This is a genomic window from Maribacter sp. HTCC2170, from assembly GCF_000153165.2.
In the GTDB taxonomy this organism is placed as follows: domain Bacteria; phylum Bacteroidota; class Bacteroidia; order Flavobacteriales; family Flavobacteriaceae; genus Maribacter_A.
In genome coordinates this window covers 227,433-249,965 of the sequence record NC_014472.1, presented here as the reverse complement: position 1 = coordinate 249,965, position 22,533 = coordinate 227,433, and the positions used below count along the sequence as shown (strand labels likewise).

The 22,533-nt window shown below is 37.1% G+C and carries 18 protein-coding genes and 2 riboswitches; of the genes, 15 read left to right on the top strand and 3 right to left on the bottom strand.

The features are described from left to right. Positions 1-60 precede the first annotated feature (60 nt). The 3 genes from FB2170_RS01125 to FB2170_RS01115 form a co-directional block, all read right to left on the bottom strand. Complete coding sequence (locus FB2170_RS01125; RefSeq protein ID WP_013304652.1) at positions 61-765, bottom strand: energy transducer TonB; 705 nt, start codon at positions 763-765, stop codon at positions 61-63. A 258-nt stretch (positions 766-1,023) separates the two neighbouring features. Next, on the bottom strand, positions 1,024-1,734 hold the full coding sequence (gene pepE / locus FB2170_RS01120) for a dipeptidase PepE (RefSeq protein ID WP_013304651.1): 711 nt from the start codon (positions 1,732-1,734) through the stop codon (positions 1,024-1,026). Between the two features lie 12 nt (positions 1,735-1,746). Then, the gene (locus FB2170_RS01115; protein WP_013304650.1) at positions 1,747-2,361 is read right to left on the bottom strand and encodes a deoxynucleoside kinase; all 615 of its coding nucleotides are present in this window, start codon (positions 2,359-2,361) and stop codon (positions 1,747-1,749) included. 172 nt (positions 2,362-2,533) lie between these two features. Here FB2170_RS01115 and FB2170_RS01110 point away from each other — a divergent pair, with 172 nt between their 5' ends. The 15 genes from FB2170_RS01110 (at position 2,534) to FB2170_RS01035 (ending at position 22,522) form a co-directional block, all read left to right on the top strand. Next, positions 2,534-3,391: a GLPGLI family protein gene (locus tag FB2170_RS01110; RefSeq protein ID WP_041632967.1), complete on the top strand. Its 858-nt coding sequence runs from the start codon at positions 2,534-2,536 to the stop codon at positions 3,389-3,391. 51 nt (positions 3,392-3,442) lie between these two features. Continuing rightward, entirely contained in the window at positions 3,443-6,121 is a 2,679-nt protein-coding gene (locus tag FB2170_RS01105) for a TonB-dependent receptor (RefSeq protein WP_013304648.1), read from the top strand. Positions 6,122-6,326: 205 nt separating this feature from the next. Further along, a complete protein-coding gene (gene metK, locus FB2170_RS01100) occupies positions 6,327-7,583 on the top strand; it encodes a methionine adenosyltransferase (RefSeq protein ID WP_013304647.1) in 1,257 nt (418 codons plus the stop codon). 74 nt (positions 7,584-7,657) lie between these two features. Continuing rightward, positions 7,658-7,782, top strand: a riboswitch (SAM riboswitch). Positions 7,783-7,904: 122 nt separating this feature from the next. After that, positions 7,905-9,197, top strand: a complete 1,293-nt coding sequence (locus FB2170_RS01095; protein ID WP_013304646.1) for an O-acetylhomoserine aminocarboxypropyltransferase/cysteine synthase family protein — start codon at positions 7,905-7,907, stop codon at positions 9,195-9,197. 64 nt (positions 9,198-9,261) lie between these two features. Continuing rightward, a complete protein-coding gene (gene thrA / locus FB2170_RS01090; protein ID WP_013304645.1) occupies positions 9,262-12,648 on the top strand; it encodes a bifunctional aspartate kinase/homoserine dehydrogenase I in 3,387 nt (1,128 codons plus the stop codon). Positions 12,649-12,650: 2 nt separating this feature from the next. Next, positions 12,651-13,820 carry a trans-sulfuration enzyme family protein gene (locus FB2170_RS01085; RefSeq protein ID WP_013304644.1) on the top strand — a complete coding sequence of 390 codons (1,170 nt, stop codon included), beginning with the start codon at positions 12,651-12,653 and terminating at the stop codon, positions 13,818-13,820. Positions 13,821-13,878: 58 nt separating this feature from the next. After that, positions 13,879-14,289: an RrF2 family transcriptional regulator gene (locus FB2170_RS01080; protein WP_013304643.1), complete on the top strand. Its 411-nt coding sequence runs from the start codon at positions 13,879-13,881 to the stop codon at positions 14,287-14,289. A 222-nt stretch (positions 14,290-14,511) separates the two neighbouring features. Next, complete coding sequence (locus FB2170_RS01075; protein ID WP_013304642.1) at positions 14,512-14,772, top strand: DUF2061 domain-containing protein; 261 nt, start codon at positions 14,512-14,514, stop codon at positions 14,770-14,772. A 34-nt stretch (positions 14,773-14,806) separates the two neighbouring features. Next, positions 14,807-15,430, top strand: a complete 624-nt coding sequence (locus tag FB2170_RS01070; RefSeq protein WP_013304641.1) for a phosphoadenosine phosphosulfate reductase family protein — start codon at positions 14,807-14,809, stop codon at positions 15,428-15,430. Positions 15,431-15,454: 24 nt separating this feature from the next. Further along, entirely contained in the window at positions 15,455-16,354 is a 900-nt protein-coding gene (cysD, locus tag FB2170_RS01065; protein WP_013304640.1) for a sulfate adenylyltransferase subunit CysD, read from the top strand. Between the two features lie 101 nt (positions 16,355-16,455). Further along, the gene (locus FB2170_RS01060) at positions 16,456-17,703 is read left to right on the top strand and encodes a sulfate adenylyltransferase subunit 1 (RefSeq protein ID WP_013304639.1); all 1,248 of its coding nucleotides are present in this window, start codon (positions 16,456-16,458) and stop codon (positions 17,701-17,703) included. 94 nt (positions 17,704-17,797) lie between these two features. Then, positions 17,798-19,888, top strand: a complete 2,091-nt coding sequence (locus FB2170_RS01055) for a HEPN domain-containing protein (RefSeq protein ID WP_013304638.1) — start codon at positions 17,798-17,800, stop codon at positions 19,886-19,888. Then, a complete protein-coding gene (cobA, locus tag FB2170_RS01050) occupies positions 19,881-20,648 on the top strand; it encodes a uroporphyrinogen-III C-methyltransferase (protein WP_013304637.1) in 768 nt (255 codons plus the stop codon). Before FB2170_RS01055 ends, cobA begins: the two co-directional genes overlap by 8 nt. A 2-nt stretch (positions 20,649-20,650) precedes the next feature. Continuing rightward, on the top strand, positions 20,651-21,232 hold the full coding sequence (locus FB2170_RS01045) for a bifunctional precorrin-2 dehydrogenase/sirohydrochlorin ferrochelatase (protein ID WP_013304636.1): 582 nt from the start codon (positions 20,651-20,653) through the stop codon (positions 21,230-21,232). Between the two features lie 91 nt (positions 21,233-21,323). Further along, positions 21,324-21,429, top strand: a riboswitch (SAM riboswitch). Between the two features lie 100 nt (positions 21,430-21,529). Beyond that, entirely contained in the window at positions 21,530-22,522 is a 993-nt protein-coding gene (locus tag FB2170_RS01035; protein ID WP_013304634.1) for a homocysteine S-methyltransferase family protein, read from the top strand. Positions 22,523-22,533 lie beyond the last annotated feature (11 nt).

The following is a 22,533-nucleotide window of genomic DNA, read 5'->3' as shown; positions in this document are numbered from 1 at the left end:
TACTAACTCAAATAATGAAAACCCTGACCATTGCGTCAGGGTTTTTTGTTTTTTATGGTTTTATTGTAGTCTAAAATTAATAGGAATTGTAAAAGCTACTTTCACATTTCTATCCCTTTGTTTACCAGGGGTCATAATAGGGAGTCTATTTATTATTCTTGCACTTTCTTTTTCCAACGCCTTGTGAGGACCACGTAAACGAATTTCACCTATTGTGCCGTCTGCTTGAATAGTGAATTGAGTGAACACCTTACCTTCAAGACCCATTTCTTGGGCTTCTTCAGGATATCGGATTGCTTTCTGAATGTGTTTATTCATCATTTTTTGAAAACAGGCTCTTTTGTCCTTTTCATTTTCACAGCCAGGAAAAACAGGTACTTCCTCTATCGATATCCAATCAACATCAATTTCTGGTTGTACTTCCTCATAGATAACATCTGACACTTCTATAATAGGTGTTTCCTCACTACTTTCAGAGGTTTCAATAATTGTTTCAATAATCGGGTCATCATCCTTTGCGAGTTCAATGACCGTGGGTGTTATTGGAGGCGGAGGTGGAGGGGTTTTTGGTAGAATAATTGGAGGCAACTCTTCAGTAATTTCATTATCCAACGTATTCATCCCAATGTCATCATAAAACGGTTTGTCATATGATTTCCATTCAAAGGCGATAAAGGTAAGGCATAGGACCAGCATTAAGCCAATCACAAAATAAAGCCCACTGTTCTTGTTCAAATCTCTTTTCGGATTCTTTTTTGGTTTCATTTTTTCAAAATTTGTGCCCAATGGTTATTAAGGCGAGGTTAAACATTTGTTTACAAGTCTACTATATCTATATCCGGAATTTATATAGTCAGTTTTTAGGCTTGTTAAATGTTACTTTGAAAATAAGACCTATTCTAGGCATGTAAAATGATAAATGAGTGAATGGGGCTTCTTCTTGAGCGAAAACCATCAATCAATGAGGGAATGAATTTGGAGATTTGCTTAAGCTCTTAATAGAAGAGACAGTCAGTAGTTTTTCTACCTTAAAAAACCTAATGAAGATTCGGTCGGCAGTTCGTAAGCCTCCTTGTTTTTTTCAAATATGCGGGCACTATAATCGTTGCCTTTCAATATAATACCTTGGTTTTGAAGACGAATCCAGCTTCCCTCCCTAAGTCCTACCACAGGTAAATCATTAAAAACATGAAATTCCTTTATGCGAGTTTCTCTAGTTTCACCCTTGTGTGTGGATGTTGGTTCTGGGTCTAGATAGTGCGCATTGATGGTGAACGGGATAATCCCTAGTGTGTCATAACTTGGAGGATATACAATGGGCATATCATTCGTGGTCATAATATTTGGCCCTGCAATGTTGCTTCCTGCACTTGTTCCCAAATAAGGCACGCCATTGGTGATAGCTTCTTTTAGGGAGGGGAGAATATTATTCTCATATAATGAATTTACCAAAACAAAAGAATTTCCACCACCTATAAAGATGCCTTTGGCATTTTTAATTGCCTTTACGGGGTCATCAAAAGTATGAATGCCCACAATGGTTTTATTGATATTCTTGAACCCTTTTTGGGCTATTTTTGTGTAATCATCATAGGTAATTCCTGTTGGTCTGGCATAAGGAATAAAAAGAATTTCATCAGCATTTTCGAATAGCTCGTTTAGAGATTCAAAGAGATAATTTAAATAGGTGCCACCGTGTAAAGTTGAGGTACTTGCTAATATGCAATTGGTCATAGGATTCAATTGCTAAAACAAACCGTTTATCTCGGCGTCTATTTTGTTTAAAATTTCTCCAAGGTCTTCAGGATTGTCAACAAAATCAAGATTGTCAACATCTACTATGAGAAGTTTTCCTTTTTCATACCCATGGATCCATGCCTCATAACGTTCATTCAATCTGCTTAAATAGTCAATCGAGATGGTGTTTTCATATTCCCGCCCTCGTTTATGAATTTGACTTACCAGATTGGGAATGGAACTTCGAAGGTATATCAAAAGGTCTGGTGGTTGCACCAAGCTTTCCATCAACTCGAAAAGACTCGAGTAGTTACTAAAATCCCGATTGGTCATAAGACCCATCGCATGAAGGTTAGGAGCAAAAATATAAGCATCTTCATAAATGGTCCTATCCTGAATAATGTCTTTTCCGCTCTCACGAAAACTCAATACTTGACGATATCTATGGTTTAAGAAATAAATCTGGAGGTTAAAACTCCAGCGCTCCATTTGATTGTAGAAATCATCTAGATAAGGGTTATCGACAACATCTTCAAAATGTGCCTCCCATTTATAATGTTTTGCAAGTAATTTAGTAAGTGTGGTCTTTCCGGCGCCAATATTTCCTGCAACTGCAATGTGCATACCTTAATAATGAATTTGTATAGGTTAGATAACAAATTTGTTAGGTACACAATATACGAGATAACAATAGTTCGTGAAAATCCTAAGCATAAAATCCGATGAAAAAATATTTAATTTTGGATTAAACCTATTCACGAAAGAATCGTCTAATAATCAAATCAAAATTACTGACATGAAATTAGTATTGATAAGTCTCTTGTTTTTGCTTACCCTTCAAAGCGTAATTTCCCAAGATTTCCAAGGAAAGGCGGTTTACGAAAGTAAAACACAGGTGAATATGGATTTTGGCGGAAGGCAAATTCCAGAAGACCGTAAAAAGGAAATTATGGAACGTATTAAAAGCGCCAGTGAAAGGTCTTTTACACTCATTTTCAATACGGCCGAATCAATTTATAAAGAAGAGGAAAAGCTGGAGCAACCCAATACTTATAATAGACGTGGAATGATGTTCCGTATGATGAGTGGTGGTAATGGGGATTATTATAAGAACATTCAAGAGCAAAAGTATTTATCGAAAAATGAACTTTTAGGAAAGATATTTTTGATAGAGGACAGCCTTCCAAAACTAGATTGGAAAATGGGTAGTGAAACGAAACAAATTGGAAATTATACCGCTTTCAAAGCTACCGCCACAAAAATGATACAACGAAGAAACCCGAGGGCTTTTAGACCACCTGGTCCGGGGCCAGAAGGAAATAGGAAAATGAATGATGATAAAGAGGAAAAGGAGGAAGAAGTTATTGAGAAAGAAGTTCAGATTGTTGCATGGTATACTCCAGAAGTGCCAATAAATCATGGTCCTGATGAATACTGGGGTCTTCCGGGGCTTATTCTTGAAGTTAGAGATGATATTACAACAATCATCTGTTCCAAGATTATATTGAACCCAAAAGAAAAGGTAGATATAAAAGCTCCCACAAAAGGTAAAAAAGTGAACCAACAAGAGTATAATGACATCTCAAAAAAGAAAATGCAGGAAATGAGGGAGAATTTTAGAAATAGAAGGCCGCCAGGAGATCGTAGATTCTAATAAACCAAAACTCACTTAAGTATTGATATTTATTTCAAAGTATTTCTTCCCATGAAAAGGATATTGTTTTGTATTGCATTTTTTGGTGTTATGGTTTCCTGTCTTGCCCAGGAAGTTTTACTTACTGGGATTGTAAGTGATAGTACAGGTACAAACATTGAAATGGCCAATGTTATTGCCATTAATGATGAGACCAAGGGATTAGAGTCATATGGGATTACAAATCATTCAGGGCGTTACAAGCTTAACCTGAAGATGAATGTGGCATATACAGTAAAAATAAGTTACATAGGTTTTGCTACCGAAGTTTTTGCAATAACTCCCGTCGCTAAAGAGATTACCAAGGATTTTACTTTGAACCAACAAGTGAATATGTTGGATGATGTTGAAGTCACTTATGAAATGCCGGTATCAGTAAAGGGTGATACTATTGTTTATGACACGGATGCTTTTGTTACCGGTACAGAAAAAAAGTTAAAAGATGTATTAGAGAACCTTCCTGGAATAGAGGTCAATGATAATGGACAAATTGAAGTTGAGGGGAAAACGGTGCAAAAAGTGATGGTAGAGGGCAAAGATTTTTTTGATGGCGATTCTAAATTGGCAGTCGAGAATATTCCAGCTGATGCGCTCAGTAAGGTCGAAGTTTTAAAAAACTATAATGAAATTTCGCAAATGCGAGGTTTAACCAATGATGATGATAATGTAGCATTGAACATTAAATTAAAGGAAGGGAAAAAGAATTTTTGGTTTGGTGAAATTACGGCAGGATATGGTCCAGAAGCCCGATATCTGGCACACCCTAAACTATTTTATTACTCGCCTAAGGGCAGTATCAATATCATAACAGATATGAATAATGTGGGCGAAGTGCCTTTTACTCGACGCGATTACAGAAATTTTACTGGCGGCTTTAGAAATTTGAACTCTCGTGGGGGAAGTAGTATTGGTACAGGTTCAGATGCATTGGGGCTTTCAACAATGCAGAATAATAGGGCCAAAGACCTTGAAACTAAATTTGCTGCGGTAAATGTGAGTTATTCTCCAAATAAAGCCTGGGATTTAAGTGGTTTTGGTATTTATTCCTATACTGGGACATTAATGGAAACCCAAAAAAGTACAACCTTCATTTCCAGTAATGAAATAGAAGAGGCTTCTACTAAAACTGATCAAACCGTTCATTTAGGGTTGGCTAAGTTAAGTACAAGATTTAAACCCAATGATGATTTTCAAATGGATTACGATTTGTTTTTGAAACAATCAGATGATTTTGAAACAATAGATGTGCTTTCAGTATCTGATATTGTAGATGAAATAGTTGAAGAGAAAAAGCAAAAACCTACATCAATAAATCAAAATGTGAATCTGTACTATACAATGAACGACAAGAATATTTTTGCTGTCGAAGCCCAGTATTTGTACCAAGCCGAAGACCCATTCTATGAAGCTCTAAGAAGGGAGTTTGCTTTTTCTGATATTTTTCCTGTGGTTACCGACCAAGAAATGTACGATTTAAATCAAGCAAAAAAGACATTCACGAATAAGGTGGATGCAAAAATTGATTATTACCATATTTTAGGAAGTAAAAGCAATTTGAACCTTACTTTGGGTACCACTCAAAGCCATCAGAATTTCAATTCCTCCATTTATCAAATATTGGATAATGCCAGTGCATTGACCTTAACGGGTAATGACTTTGAAAACGATATTACATACTCCGTTTCAGATTTGTACATGGGTTTTCATTATAAATTTATTACAGGGATTTTCACTTTCAATCCTGGGGCCACATTGCATACATACACAGCAAAAAATCTTCAGTCAGATACAGAGGTTACCGATAAGCTGACTTCTTTTTTGCCCGATATGTATATAAATATGCAACTCAAAAAATCTGAGAATTTAAGGTTCAATTACCAGATGACCCGTGCTTTTACCGATGTGAATAAATTTGCCCTGGCATATGTACTTAATTCCTATAATTCGATCTATAGGGGCAATCGTGATTTGGAAAGTGCTTTAAACCATAATCTGTCGCTGAATTTCTTTAGTTTCAATATGTTCAATTTCACGAATATTTTTGGGAATATCGTTTACACTAAAAAGATTGATGCCTTTAAAAACAGTTCAGAAATTGTCGGAATCAATAGAGTCGGGACTACCATAAATTCAAATTTTAAAGATGAATCATTATCGGCAATGGGTAGGTATGAACGTACTTTTGGAAAGATAAAAGGTTCTTTTCGGGGCAATGTTGCATGGTCAACAACAAACAACCTTATAGGAGGGGAGCAGCAAACTTCAGATTCGTTTACCCAAAGTTATACTACCTCATTATCGACTAATTTCAGTAATGCCCCAAATTTGGAATTAGGTTACAGATATATGGTCAATAATTATAAAAATGCTGACTTAGAAACAACCTTTTACACCAAAAGGCCCTTTGTAAAGTTTGACACCCCCCTTTTTAAGAATTTTATTTTCAATCTTGATTACGATTATTATCAGTATACAGATAAAGAAAATACAATTAAAAACACCTACGGCTTTTTAGAGTCCAATTTAAGTTACCAAAAAGCAGATAGTAAATGGGAATTTGGGTTAAAGGGTACGAACTTACTTGATACCGATTCTTTGAATAGTGATAGTACGAATGAATTATTCTACGCAACACAATCCTATTTTGTACAGCCGCGATATGTGCTTTTTACTGTGAAGTATAATCTTTAGAGCACAATAAATTATTGTTAAACCATTTTTAGAACAAAACTAAATTCATACTTTTGCCATCGACATCAAGAGGAAAGATTTGACTGATTGCAACCTCGAAGTTCTCAACTTCATAAAATGCTAAAGCAGTACCTACTGAAAAATATCAGTAACTACGCTTCACCTGCAATCATTTCATTTTTTCCTATAATTATAGTATAGAATAATGGCATATTTATTTACCTCAGAATCTGTTAGTGAAGGGCATCCGGACAAAGTTGCGGATCAAATCAGTGATGCTTTGTTGGATAGTTTTTTGGCTTTTGACCCCGAAAGCAAAGTGGCTTGTGAAACATTGGTGACAACTGGTCAAGTAGTTTTGGCCGGAGAAGTAAAAAGTCATACCTATCTGGATGTTCAGAATATTGCCAGGAATGTTATCAATAAGATAGGCTATACTAAAGGGGAGTACCAGTTTAGTGGAGATTCATGCGGAGTTATTTCTTTGATTCATGAACAATCACAGGACATTAACCAAGGTGTTGATAGAGGTTCAAAAGAAGAACAAGGTGCAGGGGACCAAGGAATGATGTTTGGTTATGCTACAAAAGAAACCGAAAATTATATGCCCTTAGCTCTTGATATTTCTCATAGAATTTTGCAGACCTTGGCAGACTTGAGACGTGAAGGAAATGAAATAGCTTATTTAAGACCGGATGCAAAAGCACAGGTGACCATTGAGTATTCTGATGATAATGTTCCTCAACGAATAGATACTATAGTAGTTTCTACTCAACATGATCAATTTGATGCCAATGATGATAAAATGTTGGCCAAAATCAAAGATGATATCATATCAATCCTGATTCCACTCGTCGTTAATCAATTGCCTTCGAATATGCAGACCCTGTTTGATGATCAAATAAAATATCATATCAATCCTACAGGGAAATTTGTGATTGGTGGACCTCATGGGGATACGGGTCTTACAGGTAGAAAGATAATTGTTGATACTTATGGTGGAAAAGGCGCCCATGGTGGCGGTGCATTTAGTGGCAAAGACCCAAGCAAGGTAGATAGAAGTGCAGCCTATGCAGCACGTCATATCGCAAAAAACCTTGTGGCAGCTGGCATTTCGGATGAAGTTTTAGTGCAGGTGAGTTATGCAATAGGTGTAGTGGAGCCAACCTCTATTTTCGTAAACACGTATGGAACCTCTAAGGTTGATAAAAGTGATGGAGAAATTGCGGAAATAGTCTCCCAATTATTCGATATGCGACCTTTTGCCATTGAGGAACGGTTAAAGCTGCGAAACCCAATTTATTTGGAAACAGCAGCCTACGGTCATATGGGTAAAGAGCCTAAGGTGATTACTAAAGTTTTTGAATCACCATACAATGGCAGAATAGAAACAGAGGTTGAACTGTTCACATGGGAGAAATTGGATATGGTTGATGAGGTGAAAGCAGCATTTAAGATATAATTTTCATAAAAGATTAGGAAAAACCAAAGTTGCGGCCTTATATTTGTCGTTCAAAAGTTCAAACACATATTGAATTGTTATCAAGAAAGGTGGAGGGATTAGACCCTATGAAGCCTTAGCAACCCTTTGTTTCTATAATAAAGAAGGTGCTAAATTCTACCAACTGTTGAAATTAATTCAGCATATCGGCAGATAACGAAACGAATTACAAAATGTAATTGTCTCTTTCTTTTTAACTTTTTGATTTTCCATATTGCTTCATCGCAATTATGGTGCTGGTGTTTTGATTTATTTAATTAACAACTAAAACAAATTAAAATCATGGGTAATCAAAAATTTTCTACAAATGCACTGCATGCTGGGCATGACACAACACAAACAGGTGGTACAAGAGCAGTGCCTATTTACCAAACTTCCTCGTACGTTTTTAACGATACAGATCATGCGGCCAACTTATTTTCCTTAAAGGAGCTAGGGTTTATTTATACGCGTCTTAATAATCCAACGAATCAAATTCTTCAAGATCGTTTGGCTGCCATTGAAGGTGGTGTAGGTGCGGTTGTTTTTGCATCAGGGACGGCTGCAATTTCTACAGGGTTATTAACTTTATTGAAGGCTGGTGATCATATAGTCGCGTCGAGCAGTCTTTATGGTGGGACTTTTAATCTATTGAATGTTACTTTACCAAGACTGGGTATCACAACAACTTTTGTCGATGCCTCGGATCCTGAGAATTTTGGTAGTGCTGTCCAAGAGAATACGCGGGCTATTTTTGTTGAATCATTAGGGAATCCAAAATTGGATGTTCTTGACCTAAAAGGTATTTCTGCTCAAGCAAAAGCGGCTAAAGTGCCATTTATTGTTGATAATACAGTGGCCACACCTGCTTTATTGAATCCAATTGAGCATGGGGCGAATTTGGTTATTCACTCGTTAACAAAATATATTGGGGGTCAAGGAAACTCATTGGGAGGAGCAATAATTGATGCAGGAACCTTTGATTGGTCCAATGGCAAGTTTCCTGAATTCACTGAGCCCTCAGCAGGATATCATGGGTTAGTTTACCATGAGGCTCTGGGTGCAGCTGCTTTTACTTTTAAACTGATTTTGGAAGGCCTTCGCGATTTTGGGGGAGCCCTTAGCCCATATAATGCTTTTCAAATTATTCAAGGGTTGGAAACACTGTCGGTTCGTATTAAACAACACAGTGAAAATGCCTTGGAACTGGCTAAATGGTTGGAAGGTCGACAAGACGTTGCTTGGGTTAATTATCCTGGTTTGGAGAGTAGTGCTTATAATGATCTTGCCAAGGAGTATTTATCAAAAGGACAAAGTGGATTGGTCACTTTTGGAATTAAAGGCGGTTTTGAAGCTGCCAAACAAGTGACAGATGCAACGCAGGTGTTCTCGTTATTGGCCAATATTGGGGATACAAAATCTTTGATTATCCATCCAGCAAGTACAACACATCAACAATTGACTTCAGAACAGCAGGAAGCTGCAGGTGTAGGTCAAGATTTAATAAGGTTATCAGTTGGTTTAGAGGATATTGAGGATTTAAAGGCAGATTTAGAGTCTGCATTCGAAGCCGTTGACAAATCAATTTTGGTATAGATTTCAAATTCTCCTTTGCCCTTTGGGTAGAGGAGAATATCAATAATTATAGAGTACGTTAATAATGCTACATCAATTAGAATTAAAGAATTATAAAACCATCAGCGGGGTTGAACAGGATATCTCACTATCGTATCAACTTTTTGGAAAAAACTTGCATGAGGCACCGATAATATTGGTTAATCATGCTTTGACGGGAAACTCAAATGTAACAGGGCCTGAAGGATGGTGGTCTGCCCTAATTGGAGAGGGCAAGTGTATAGATACCAATAAATATACAATTATGGCCTTTAATATTCCTGGGAATGGCTATGACGGATTTGTAATTGAAAATTACAAGGATTTTGTTGCAGGAGATGTTGCTAGGATTTTTTTATTGGGTCTTAAGGAGTTGAAAATTGATAAACTTTTTGCCATGATAGGAGGCTCACTGGGAGGTGGTATTGCTTGGGAAATGGCAGCCTTGAATCCAAATTTGACGACTCATTTGATTCCTGTTGCATCTGATTGGAAATCTACAGATTGGTTGATTGCCAATTGTCAAATTCAGGAGCAGTTTTTGGTAAATTCTAAACAACCTGTTCACGATGCGCGTATGCATGCCATGTTGTGCTATCGCACTCCAGAGTCTTTTAAAGAGCGATTCAAAAGGAGTACGAATGAAGAACTACAAGTATTCAATGTTGAAAGTTGGTTAATGCACCATGGCGAGAAATTGAAGGATCGTTTTCAAGTTTCGGCTTATAAATTAATGAACCAATTATTGAAAACTATTGACATTACACGAAATGGGGAATCAGCCTTTGTTAATCTTCAAAATAGTAATACCAATATCCATATCGTAGGTGTAGATTCTGATCTCTTTTTTACGGCCAAGGAAAATAAAGAAACCTTTAAGCAGTTGGCACAGGCGAAAAGTAATGTTACCTATGGTGAGGTGCAATCGCTTCATGGGCATGATGCATTTTTAATTGAGTTTGAACAAATGCAAAAGCTGCTCAACGGTATTTTTAATACCAATGGAAAAACTCAAGGAATAAAAGTCTTGAAGTTTGGCGGAAAATCGCTTAGCAATGGAGAGGGGTTAGGTCATGTGTTGAACATTATAACCAACAAGGTTAAGAAAGGTGAGAATATTGCAGTGGTTTTATCGGCGAGGGAAAAAGCTACTGATCAATTAGAGGCGATACTGGAAAAAGCTGCTGAAGGAAAAGATTACTCAAAGGATTTTGAGAAGTTCGAGAGCTATCAAACACATACATTTAAAAATGTGAACCTCTCTTCAGAGTTTGAAGGGTTGTTCAAATTATTCGAAGGTGTTTCCTTGCTTGGGGATTATAGTGCCAAAATAAGAGACCAGGTATTATCTTATGGGGAAGTGATTTCGGCAAAATTAATTACCAAACTCTTAATAGGAAAGGGAATCAACGCCAGATTGATGGATTCGCGAAAGCTTATTAAAACTGATGATACATTTGGTGATGCCCATGTTATCGAGGCGGTTTCAAAAGAAAATGTGCTACGCGAGTTTTCCCAATTAGGCGAAGAAGCTGTTCCGGTGATTACTGGTTTTATAGCTTCGACCTTAGAAAATGAAACCACAACATTGGGGAGGAACGGAAGTAATTATTCTGCTGCCATGATTGCAAACTACCTTGATGCTGAGGAGCTTCAAAATTATACGCACGTAGATGGTATATTTACTGCTAATCCTGATTATGTTGCTGAGGCGAAACGAATATCAGAACTTTCATACAGCGAAGCGAACGAGCTAGCTAATTTTGGTGCAACTATACTTCATGCAAAAACAATTATTCCACTGATTGAAAAAAATATTCCCCTGCGAATATTAAATACATTTAAAAGTGATAATGAGGGAACTCTAATCAGTGCTAAAACGAATAAAGAAGGTATAAAGTCCTTATCTGTTATAGAGGATGTTGCATTGATCAATTTGGAAGGTCGTGGACTCCTAGGAAAGGTGGGAATTGACGCTCGAATATTCAGGTCCTTGGGCGATAACAATATAAGTGTTAGCATTATTTCGCAAGGTTCTTCTGAACGAGGAATAGGGTTGGTGGTTAATGCAGATAGTGCGCAAAAGGCAAAAATCGCACTCCAAAGGGAATTTGCCCATGATTTTCAATCAAAGGATATCAATAGGATAACTGTGGTCGATGATGTATCGGTAATTTCAATTGTGGGTCAGGATTTAAGTACTTTCCATAAACCCTATAATTCATTGATCCAAAATCAGATTGTTCCCTTGCTTTTCAATAATACGGTTACAGGAAAGAACGTGAGTTTGGTGGTCAATAAATCAGATTTGCACAAGGCTTTGAATGTAATGCACGGTCAGATTTTCGGCATAAGTAAAAAAGTCAATGTTGTAATTTTTGGGCACGGCAATGTAGGCGGTACATTGGTTGATCAAATCTTGAAATCGGCTAAGACAATTGAAAAACGTAAAGGAATAGATTTAAACGTTTTTGCAGTGGCAAATTCTAAGAAAGTACTATTCAATGAAAAAGGAATTCCAAAAAACTGGAAAAAAACAATAAAGGAAAAAGGTGTTGCTTATGAATTGACAGATGTTTTTGCATATGCCAAGAAACATCATTTTGAAAATTTGATAGCTGTTGATAATACGGCGAGCGAAGAGTTTGTTGCCAACTATTTTGAGTTTGTTGAAAATGGGTTTGATTTGGTCTCATCCAATAAGATAGCCAACACTTTAGGTTTTGATTATTATCAATTGTTGAGGGATGAATTAGTCAAAAACCAAAAACAATACCTCTATGAAACTAATGTTGGGGCGGGGTTGCCACTTATAGATACAATAAAATTACTTCATTTGTCCGGAGAGAATATTACGAGGATCAAAGGTGTGTTTTCAGGGTCTTTAAGCTATATATTTAATACGTTCTCTGAGGTCAACACTTCTTTTTCAGCGATTCTTAAGGATGCTATGAATAAAGGGTTTACCGAGCCCGATCCTAGGGAGGATTTATCAGGGAATGATGTCGGTCGTAAATTATTGATCTTGGCAAGGGAGTTGGAATTAAGTAATGAGTTTTTCGATATTAAAATTCAGAATTTGATTCCAACGATACTTCAAGATGTCACTGTGGACGAATTTATGGGTAATTTAGAAGTGTTGGACGAAAAGTTCAATCAATTAAAAAAGAACCAAAAACCTGGTCATGTATTGCGATATGTGGGTGATTTGCATGGTGATCTTAGAAAAGAGAAAGGTAAATTGGATGTAAAATTGATTTCGGTGCCAAAAGAAAGTGCTCTGGGTCAAGTAAAAGGTTCAGATTCAATTATAGAAATTTATACTGAGTCATATGGTGAGCACCCATTGGTAATTCAAGGTGCAGGAGCAGGTGCGGCTGTTACGGCAAGAGGTGTTTTTGGGGATATTCTTCGTATTGCTGAAAAAGGATAGTTATGGGAAAGAGTAAAAAATTTGAAACGGAAGCAATTCGCACACAATTAGAGCGGTCACAATATTTGGAGCATTCTAGTCCCATGTACTTGACTTCTAGTTTTGTCTTTGAAGATGCTGAGGATATGCGAGCGTCTTTCGCCGAGGAAAAAGAACGTAATATTTATTCAAGATATTCAAACCCGAATTCTTCAGAATTTATTGATAAGGTATGTAAGATGGAAGGTGCTGAGGACGGTTTTGCATTTGCTTCTGGTATGGCAGCTGTTTTTTCAACATTTGCTGCTTTGTTGAGCAGTGGGGATCATATATTATCTGCAAGAAGCGTTTTTGGTTCAACACATAGTTTGTTTACCAATTTTTTTCCTAAATGGAATATTACCCATAGCTTTTTTAAGATAGATGAACTCGAAACCATTGATAAAATGGTAACACCCCAGACAAAGGTTATATATGCTGAATCCCCAACCAATCCAGGAGTTGATATACTTGATTTGGAGGCTCTAGGAAGAATTGCGAAGAAACATAATCTTATTTTGATTATTGATAATTGCTTTGCATCGCCATATTTGCAGCAACCCATAAAGTTTGGTGCAGATTTAGTAATTCACTCTGGCACTAAACTTATGGACGGACAAGGAAGGGTTTTGGCAGGCATTACAGTTGGGAGCAAAGAATTGGTTGACAAGATTTATCGTTTTTCTCGAATAACTGGTCCAGCATTATCACCTTTTAATGCTTGGGTTTTATCCAAGAGTTTGGAGACTTTGGCAATCCGGGTTGACAGGCATTGCGAAAATGCAATGAAATTAGCAGAATATCTGGAGCAGCATGACAAAATAACCTGGGTGAAATATCCTTTTTTAAAGTCGCATCCTAAGTATGAAATTGCTAAAAGGCAGATGAAAGCTGGTGGCTGTGTTGTTGCTTTCGAAGTTAAAGGCGGACTTGAGGCTGGGAGGAAGTTTTTCGATTCGATAAAACTATTGTCCTTGTCAGCCAATTTAGGTGATTCGAGGAGTATTGTGACTCACCCAGCATCGACAACACATAGCAAGCTTTCAGCTGAAGAAAGGCAATCTGTTGGGATTACTGATGGCTCTGTTAGAATATCAGTTGGCTTGGAACATATTGAGGATATTATTGGCGATATTGAGCAAGCATTAAGTTAAACAGTTTTAATGTTGTTTGGATTCATATGAAAATATTAAATTTTTCTATCTTCGTTAAATGCTATCCAAAAAGACCAAATATGGCCTAAAGGCTTTAACTTTTCTTGCCTCACAGGAAAATAGACAACCTGTGCAAATTGCTGAAATTGCTAGGAACGAAAATATTTCCCAAAAGTTTTTGGAGAGTATCTTGTTAAGTCTTCGAAAAACGGGAATTCTTGGTTCAAAGAAAGGAAAAGGGGGTGGTTATTACCTAATTAAGGAGCCTAAAGATATTCTTATGACCGATGTCATGCGAATTCTTGAGGGTCCTATAGCAATGGTACCTTGTGTTAGTCTTAATTTTTATGAAAGGTGTGAAGATTGTCCAGATGAGAAAACGTGCTCGGTTCATAAATTAATGCTTCAAGTAAGGGATAGCGCCTTGGAAATCTATCGGAACAATACCCTTGCTGATTTGATTAAATAGGGGTATAACCACGAATTTCCCACTGAATTTCTCATACTCTTCCTAATATTCAAAAAACAAAGTAACTAATTGATTATTCTTCAATCATAGGGTCAGTTTGTTATAAATCTACTAAATCAATAGGGTAAATTTAATATTTAATAATATTTAACGTCTAGGTATTAATTATAATTCTATTTTTGCATACTCTATTAAATCCATAGGATAAAAGAAAATATAGTCATGATTGCAGACCAATTGATTTTAAATAAAAAGGAGAAGACCGATTTTCAAAAGGACAGGAAATCTGAAAAACCCATTCGTAGTATTGCCAAAGCATTCAGTTGGAGAGTTGTCGGCACTTTGGATACCCTTCTTATTTCGTACATACTTACGGGAAAGATTGCTTTGGCAGCTTCTATTGCATCAATAGATTTTTTGACTAAAATGGTGCTGTATTTTTTTCACGAACGCTTATGGAACCTGGTTAACTGGGGCAAATAGCAAATAGCAAATAGAAATTTTAAAATCAATTCAAATGGAATTTTCGGAACATCAGATTAAAAAGCTGAATATTCAATTCAAGGGTATACCACCAGAGGAAATCATTTCTTGGGCTGTGAAGTACGCTAAGAATGCTGTTGTAACCACCAATTTTAGGCCATACGAAGTAGCTATATTAAATGCAGTTACCCAGGTGAGGAAAAATATTCCTGTTGTTTGGTGTGATACTGGTTATAACACCCCCCAAACATATAGGCATGCTGAAGAGCTTATCGAGATTTTAGGACTAAATGTAAAGTTGTATGTGCCTAGACAGACATCTTCCCATAGAGATATTGTACTTGGTATGCCAGGAATTGATGACCCAAAACATGGCGAGTTCACTGAGCAAGTGAAGTTGGAACCTTTTAGAAGGGCAATGGAAGAGATTAAACCTGACGTTTGGTTTACGAACTTGAGAAAGGGTCAGACTGCACATCGCGATTCACTTGATATTTTGAGTTTAAGCAAAGATGGAGTTTTAAAGGTGAGTCCTTTTTACCATTGGAGCGATGGGCAACTGGACTCATATCTTAAAAAAAGAAGTTTACCCAATGAGCACAAATATTTTGACCCAACTAAGGTTCTTGAAAATCGCGAATGTGGTTTACATATATAATAACATTGATTAAGTACAGCATAAATGAAAGATACTTCAAATATTAACGCGCTAGAAAACGAGGCGATTTATATAATGAGAGAGGTAGCCGCCCAATTTGAAAAGCCGGTTTTATTGTTTTCAGGAGGAAAAGACTCAATAACTTTGGTAAGATTGGCTCAAAAAGCTTTTTATCCAGCAAAGATTCCCTTTCCATTAATGCACATTGATACTGGACATAACTTTCCAGAGACAATCGAATTTAGGGATAGATTGGTTGAAGAATTAGGGTTGGAATTAATTGTGAGGAATGTTCAGGATTCTATAGACCAAGGAAAGGTTAAAGAAGAATCTGGGCGATATTCGAGCAGAAATTCTTTACAAACAACCACCCTTTTAGATGCTATTGAAGAGTTCAAGTTTGATGCTTGCATTGGTGGAGCACGGCGTGATGAAGAAAAGGCCAGAGCCAAGGAACGCGTGTTTTCAGTGCGGGATGATTTTGGACAATGGGATGAGAAGAATCAAAGGCCGGAGCTTTTCGATATGTTGAACGGACAAATAGAATTGGGTCAAAATGTAAGGGTTTTTCCAATTTCCAATTGGACAGAATTAGACGTTTGGTCTTACATAGAAAAAGAAGAAATTGAAATACCCTCTATATACTTTGCCCATAAAAGAAAGATATTCCTGCGTGACGGATTGATTTGGTCGCATTCTGATTATGTATTCCAAGAGGATCATGAAGAAGTATTGGAAAAAATGGTTCGTTTTAGAACTGTAGGAGATATGAGCTGTACCGCGGCAGTATTTTCTGAGGCTGCCGATATTGCCAGTGTGGTCCAAGAAATAAGGGAATCTACCATTTCAGAAAGAGGTGCAAGGATAGATGATAAGCGCTCTGAGGCAGCCATGGAAAAAAGAAAGCAACAAGGATATTTTTAAATTTTTCACAATAAAAATTTGCTTTTGGCAATGGCCATTAGCTTAACAAATTAATAAAATTCAGCCAACGGCTAATAGCTAAAGGCAAATAGCAAAATAGGATGGAAGTACTAAAAATAGCAACGGCGGGTAGTGTAGATGACGGAAAAAGCACTTTGATTGGTAGAATTCTATATGATACAAAATCACTTACTACCGATAAGTTAGAAGCCATTGAAAAAACCAGTAAGCAGAAAGGTTATGATTATTTAGATTTTTCTTTAGCGACAGATGGGTTAGTGGCAGAGCGAGAACAGGGTATTACCATAGATGTAGCCCATATTTACTTCTCCACACCCAATAAAAGTTATATCATTGCTGATACTCCAGGTCATGTAGAATACACAAGAAACATGGTGACTGGAGCTTCGACTTCACAGGCGGCAATTATTTTGATCGATGCAAGAAAAGGAGTAATTGAGCAAACCAATCGTCATTTCTTTATTAATAATCTATTGCGGATTAAAGATGTAATAGTTGCGATAAACAAAATGGATCTTGTTGATTATTCGGAGTCAACCTATAATGCTATAAAAACAGATTTTGAAGCCTTGATGAGTAAACGGGATTATCAAGATCAAAATATTTCCTTTATTCCTGTTAGTGCCCTAAAAGGAGACAACGTGGTCAACACTTCAGAAAACATGCCTTGGTATCAGGGTGATTCCTTATTGGACCATCTAGAGAAATTAGATAAAAAGGATATTTTCAATATTGGTACGCCAAGATTTCCTGTTCAATATGTTATTAGACCTAAAACTGAAGATTTTCATGATTTCAGAGGCTTTGCAGGCAAGGTTTATGGCGGGCAATTAAGTGTGGGGGACGAAGTGGTAGCTTTGCCATCCCAGACCAAATCAATAATAAAAGACATTTATTTTTATGATGAGAAATGTCAAACAGCATCAAGACGATCATCGGTTACTATTACTTTGGAAGATGAGATTAATGTCAGTCGTGGCGATATGCTCGTAAAGGCTAATGACCTACCAACAATAGACAAACAATTCACTGCTACAATTTCGTGGATGGATGCCAAAACTCTCAATACAGGAGGGAAGTATGTGTTACAACATGGTGTAAATAAGGTGTTGGCAAAGGTAGATGCCATCCATCATAAAATCAATCCTGATTATTCTGGTATTGAAGAAAATGTAGATTCATTGAAGATCAATGATATAGCTAGAGTGTCTTTTAAATTGAATAAACCTATTTTCTTTGATGCTTTCAAGAATCATAGGACAAATGGGTCATTTATTTTAATTGATACACAATCTAACAATACAGTAGGGGCAGGGTTTATTAGTTAAACTCTTTTTATCAAATTATAGCATATAACAATTGTTTTAAATAATCTATTAAATAGATAGATATAATAGGATAATGTTGATTTAAAAAATTATCATGAAAAGTTTTAGAACAGAAATAGAGAATCCGATTGTTGAAAAGGATATCATTGAATTAGAAGCTAAAATCCGCCAATTTAAAGAAGGCAATTTAGATGAAGAGAAATTCAGAAGTCTTCGATTGGCTCGTGGTGTTTATGGGCAACGTCAATTTGGTGTTCAGATGATTCGTATTAAGTTGCCCTATGGTAAAGTAACTTCCAAACAGCTTAAGCGAATATGTGATGTGTCAGATGAGTATTCCACAGGGCGATTACACATTACCACCAGACAGGATATTCAAATACACTATGTTGATTTGGATAGAACGCCTGAGCTTTGGGCGCAATTAGAGAAAGATGAGGTTACATTGCGAGAAGCATGTGGTAATACGGTAAGGAACGTTACTGCAAGTGAAACAGCCGGTGTAGATATGGATGAACCTTTTGATGTTTCGCCTTATGCCCAAGCAGTATTTGAGTACTTTCTGCGAAATCCGGTGGGTCAAGAAATGGGTCGAAAGTTCAAAGTGTCTTTTTCAGCAAGTGATGCCGATACTGGTTTGTCTTATATGCATGATATTGGTTTTATTGCCAAAATCCAAAATGGGGTAAGAGGTTTCAAAGTAATGCTAGCAGGTGGTTTAGGTTCGCAACCGCGGCATGCAGATGTACTTTATGATTTTTTGGAAGCTGATAAAATAATACCAAAAATGGAGGCTGTTGTTCGCGTTTTTGACCGATACGGGGAGCGCAAGAGTAGAGCAAAAGCACGATTGAAATTTTTACTCAAGGATCTTGGATTGGATGGTTTCAAAAAACTAATTGATGAAGAACAGGTTGCTGTTCCTTTTAAGCAATACATAATAGATTTTGAATCATACCCTAAAGTTAATATTGTGAATGTCGCTATTCCAAAGGTTGATATTATTGATCAAAAGACCTTTGAGCAATGGAAGTCAACGAATGTGATTCCTCAAAAACAAGATGGGTATGTAGCTATCGGAATCAAAGTTTTGTTGGGCGATTTTTATACGGACAAAGCTCGATTACTTGCCGATTTGGTTAAGAATTATGCCGCGGGTGAAATACGATTGTCGCTTCGCCAGAATATCCTTGTTCCCTATGTAAAAGAAGAATTGATTCCTTTCTTTTATGCGGAATTGGAGAAGTTGGGTTTTGCCAATCCTGGATATAATAAGGCATTGGATATAACCGCATGCCCGGGTACAGATACGTGTAATCTTGGTATTGCCAGTAGTACAGGTATTGCACAAGAATTGGAAAGAGTAATTAAAGCAGAGTTTCCACATTATATAAATAACCCTGATGTGGTTATTAAAATAAGCGGATGTATGAATGCATGTGGTCAGCACAGTATGGCCAATATTGGTTTTCAGGGCATGTCAATTAGAACAAAAGACAAATTGGTTGCCCCTGCCTTACAAGTACTTTTAGGTGGTGGTAACTTAGGAAATGGACGTGGACTGTTTGCTGACAAAGTGATAAAGGTGCCAAGCAGAAGAGGACCAGAAGCATTACGGTTGGTTTTGAATGATTATGATGCAAATGGAGAGGGTTTGTCATATGCTTCCTATTACGAAAAAAAGGGAGAGCCCTACTTCTACAATTTACTCAAGCCATTGGGAGCATTGGATAATCTTACCCAAGAAGATTTTATTGATTGGGGGGCAAAGGAAAAATACCAGAAAGCTATAGGAATAGGAGAATGCGCGGGCGTAGTTATTGACCTAATAGCCACCTTGTTATATGAGAGCGAGGAGAAAGTGCAAAATGCTTCTTCCAGTTATGGGCAGGGTAAATGGGCTGCAAGTATATATCATTCATATGCTGCAATGGTTAATTCAGCAAAGGCTCTATTGACTGCGGAAAAAACAAAAACCAATACCCATTCGAGTATTATAAAAGATTTTGATAAAATATTCGTGGATTCAAAGAGAATTGAACTTAAAAGTGAATTTTCTGAATTGGTTTTACAAATAAAGAAAAATGAGCCAACTTCTGAATTTGCAAAAAGCTATTTAGAGGATGCAAAATACTTTCTTGAAAGTGTTGACGCTTATAGAAAATTGGACTTGGTCAATGTATAAAGAACCTAAATTAACGGTAGTTGGGGCTGGCCCAGGAGATGTGGACTTAATCACTTTGAAGGGTGTAAAAGCCTTATCAAATGCTGTCGTTGTTTTATATGATGCTTTGGTTGATAAAGAGTTATTGGGTTATGCTCCCCAAGCAGAACACATATTTGTCGGTAAGCGCAGAGGTTGCTACGCTTATCAGCAAGAACAAATAAATGAGTTGATTGTCAAAAGAGCTAAGTCGCATGGCCATGTTGTTAGATTAAAGGGTGGTGATCCATTCGTTTTTGGTAGAGGGGCAGAAGAAATGGAATATGCAGCCGCCCATGGGTTGGAAGTTGCTATGGTGCCAGGTATTTCATCATCGGTATCAGTGCCGGCAGCCCAGCAAATTCCAGTAACTAAAAGAGGTGCTGCAGAAAGTTTTTGGGTGATAACAGGGACAACTAAGGACCATAATTTATCCAAAGATGTTCACTTGGCAGCCAAATCAAACGCTACTGTAGTAATTCTAATGGGGATGAGTAAATTAACTGCAATTGTTGATTTATTCAAACAAGAAGGGAAATCAGAAACACCAATAGCCATCATCCAAAATGGCACGCGGAAAAATGAGAAAGTTGGTGTAGGGACAATTGGTACAATAGAGACTATAGTTAAGCGACAAGAACTGGCAAACCCAGCTATTATAATTATTGGCGAAGTTGTGCAACATAGAGAACGGATTTTTGAAGTTCAAAAACAATATTCTGAATTGGAAGTAACACATTGATAATGGAAAGGAACAATCTATACCCAATTTTTTTGAAGACTTCAAAGTTGACAATTTTGATTATCGGTGGGGGTGAGGTTGCAGAAGAAAAATTACGGTTTTTGACTAAGTCGAGTCCAGATGCAAATATTACCATAGTATCACCAATGTTCAGAGATGAAACTTTAATTTTGGCCAAAAAGTTTGAGGCTGTATTAATAAAAGAGACCTATCATAAAAGGCACTTAGATGGCATGCACCTAGTTGTGGCAACAACTGATAATCCAAATGTTAATCTTAAGGTGTACAAAGATTGTAGGCAGCAGGATAAATTAGTAAATGTGGCCGACAATCCGCCATACTGTGATTTCTACATGGGGGGTATTGTAACAAAGGGTAATGTCAAAATTGCAATATCAACCAATGGTCAATCCCCAACAACGGCAAAAAGACTGCGCCAATTTTTTGAGGAAGTAATCCCAGAGGATATAGATGAAATGGTAAGGAATCTTAATAGTTATAGGAAAAGGCTAAAAGATGACTTCGGGCAAAAGGTGGATAAAATGAACAGGTTGACTAGGTCGTTGGTAAATTCCGACGAGTAATGTTTATTGGATTACCTAAATCTTCGGCTATTCCTTGCATTTAAAGTAACTGTGCCGTTTCTTTGCAACCAGTTCATAAACAATACTGAAACCGTTATCAAGAAAGGCGGAGGGACTAGACCCAATGAAACCTTGGCAACCCTTTACTTTAAAGTAGGTGCTACATTCTATTACGCCTATGGCGTGAAAGATAACAGAGAAAAAGAAGGTCTTTCTTTCATCCAATCTTGATACATTTTTTAACAGTTTTAAACCATAGTCTATTGACTATATAATTCACATGGTTTTGAATTAAGAATGAAAGAGATAAAAGACATATTAAAAGAACGTGTATTGATACTTGATGGTGCCACGGGCACCATGCTTCAACGGTATAAATTTACGGAAGAGGATTTTAGGGGAGAGCGTTTTAAAGAATGGCCACTGTCATTACAGGGTAATAATGATTTATTGTCGTTAACACAGCCTGAGGCCATTGCTATAATTCATGCGAAGTATTTAGAGGCTGGTGCCGATATTATTGAGACGAATACTTTTTCTGGAACAACAATCGCGATGGCAGATTACCAGATGGAGGAGTTGGTCTACGAGCTGAATTATGAATCAGCAAGGATTGCCCGAAAAGTCGCTGATGAGTTTACTGTTAAGAACCCGGACAAACCAAGATTTGTAGCAGGGAGTATTGGTCCAACCAATAAAACAGCTAGTATGTCACCAGATGTCAATGACCCAGGATTTAGGGCGGTTTCATTTGATGAACTAAGAATTGCTTATAAACAACAAGTTGAGGCTCTAATTGATGGAGGGGTCGATTTACTTTTGGTCGAAACAATTTTTGATACGTTGAATGCAAAGGCTGCACTTTTTGCTATTGAGGAAGTGAAGGAAGAGCGAAATATGGATATTCCGATTATGGTGAGCGGTACTATTACCGATGCCTCCGGAAGAACCTTGTCAGGACAAACAGCCGAAGCATTTTTGATTTCGATTTCCCATATCCCAATCTTGTCAGTAGGATTTAACTGTGCCCTTGGGGCAAGTCAGTTGGTGCCTCATTTAGAAGTTTTGTCCGCAAAGACAGATTTTGCTGTTTCTGCGCACCCGAATGCTGGATTGCCAAACGCTTTTGGGGAATACGATGAAACTCCAGAACAGATGGCTTCTCAGATAAAAGAATATCTAGAAAAAGGATTAGTGAATATTGTTGGAGGTTGTTGTGGTACTACTCCGGAACACATTTCGGCAATGGCAGATTTGGTTAAGGATTTTGAGCCAAGAAATAGTTTGTAACGAGTCTTAAA

Coding starts and splice junctions, on each gene's coding strand:
- FB2170_RS01125 (WP_013304652.1), bottom strand. CDS start 765: ATGAAACCAAAAAAGAATCCGAAAAGAGATTTGAACAAGAACAGTGGG.
- FB2170_RS01035 (WP_013304634.1), top strand. CDS start 21,530: ATGAAAGAGATAAAAGACATATTAAAAGAACGTGTATTGATACTTGAT.
- FB2170_RS01110 (WP_041632967.1), top strand. CDS start 2,534: ATGAAATTAGTATTGATAAGTCTCTTGTTTTTGCTTACCCTTCAAAGC.
- pepE (WP_013304651.1), bottom strand. CDS start 1,734: ATGACCAATTGCATATTAGCAAGTACCTCAACTTTACACGGTGGCACC.
- FB2170_RS01080 (WP_013304643.1), top strand. CDS start 13,879: ATGCTATCCAAAAAGACCAAATATGGCCTAAAGGCTTTAACTTTTCTT.
- cobA (WP_013304637.1), top strand. CDS start 19,881: ATGTATAAAGAACCTAAATTAACGGTAGTTGGGGCTGGCCCAGGAGAT.
- FB2170_RS01075 (WP_013304642.1), top strand. CDS start 14,512: ATGATTGCAGACCAATTGATTTTAAATAAAAAGGAGAAGACCGATTTT.
- FB2170_RS01045 (WP_013304636.1), top strand. CDS start 20,651: ATGGAAAGGAACAATCTATACCCAATTTTTTTGAAGACTTCAAAGTTG.
- FB2170_RS01085 (WP_013304644.1), top strand. CDS start 12,651: ATGGGAAAGAGTAAAAAATTTGAAACGGAAGCAATTCGCACACAATTA.
- cysD (WP_013304640.1), top strand. CDS start 15,455: ATGAAAGATACTTCAAATATTAACGCGCTAGAAAACGAGGCGATTTAT.
- FB2170_RS01060 (WP_013304639.1), top strand. CDS start 16,456: ATGGAAGTACTAAAAATAGCAACGGCGGGTAGTGTAGATGACGGAAAA.
- FB2170_RS01070 (WP_013304641.1), top strand. CDS start 14,807: ATGGAATTTTCGGAACATCAGATTAAAAAGCTGAATATTCAATTCAAG.
- metK (WP_013304647.1), top strand. CDS start 6,327: ATGGCATATTTATTTACCTCAGAATCTGTTAGTGAAGGGCATCCGGAC.
- FB2170_RS01055 (WP_013304638.1), top strand. CDS start 17,798: ATGAAAAGTTTTAGAACAGAAATAGAGAATCCGATTGTTGAAAAGGAT.
- FB2170_RS01105 (WP_013304648.1), top strand. CDS start 3,443: ATGAAAAGGATATTGTTTTGTATTGCATTTTTTGGTGTTATGGTTTCC.
- FB2170_RS01095 (WP_013304646.1), top strand. CDS start 7,905: ATGGGTAATCAAAAATTTTCTACAAATGCACTGCATGCTGGGCATGAC.
- FB2170_RS01115 (WP_013304650.1), bottom strand. CDS start 2,361: ATGCACATTGCAGTTGCAGGAAATATTGGCGCCGGAAAGACCACACTT.
- thrA (WP_013304645.1), top strand. CDS start 9,262: ATGCTACATCAATTAGAATTAAAGAATTATAAAACCATCAGCGGGGTT.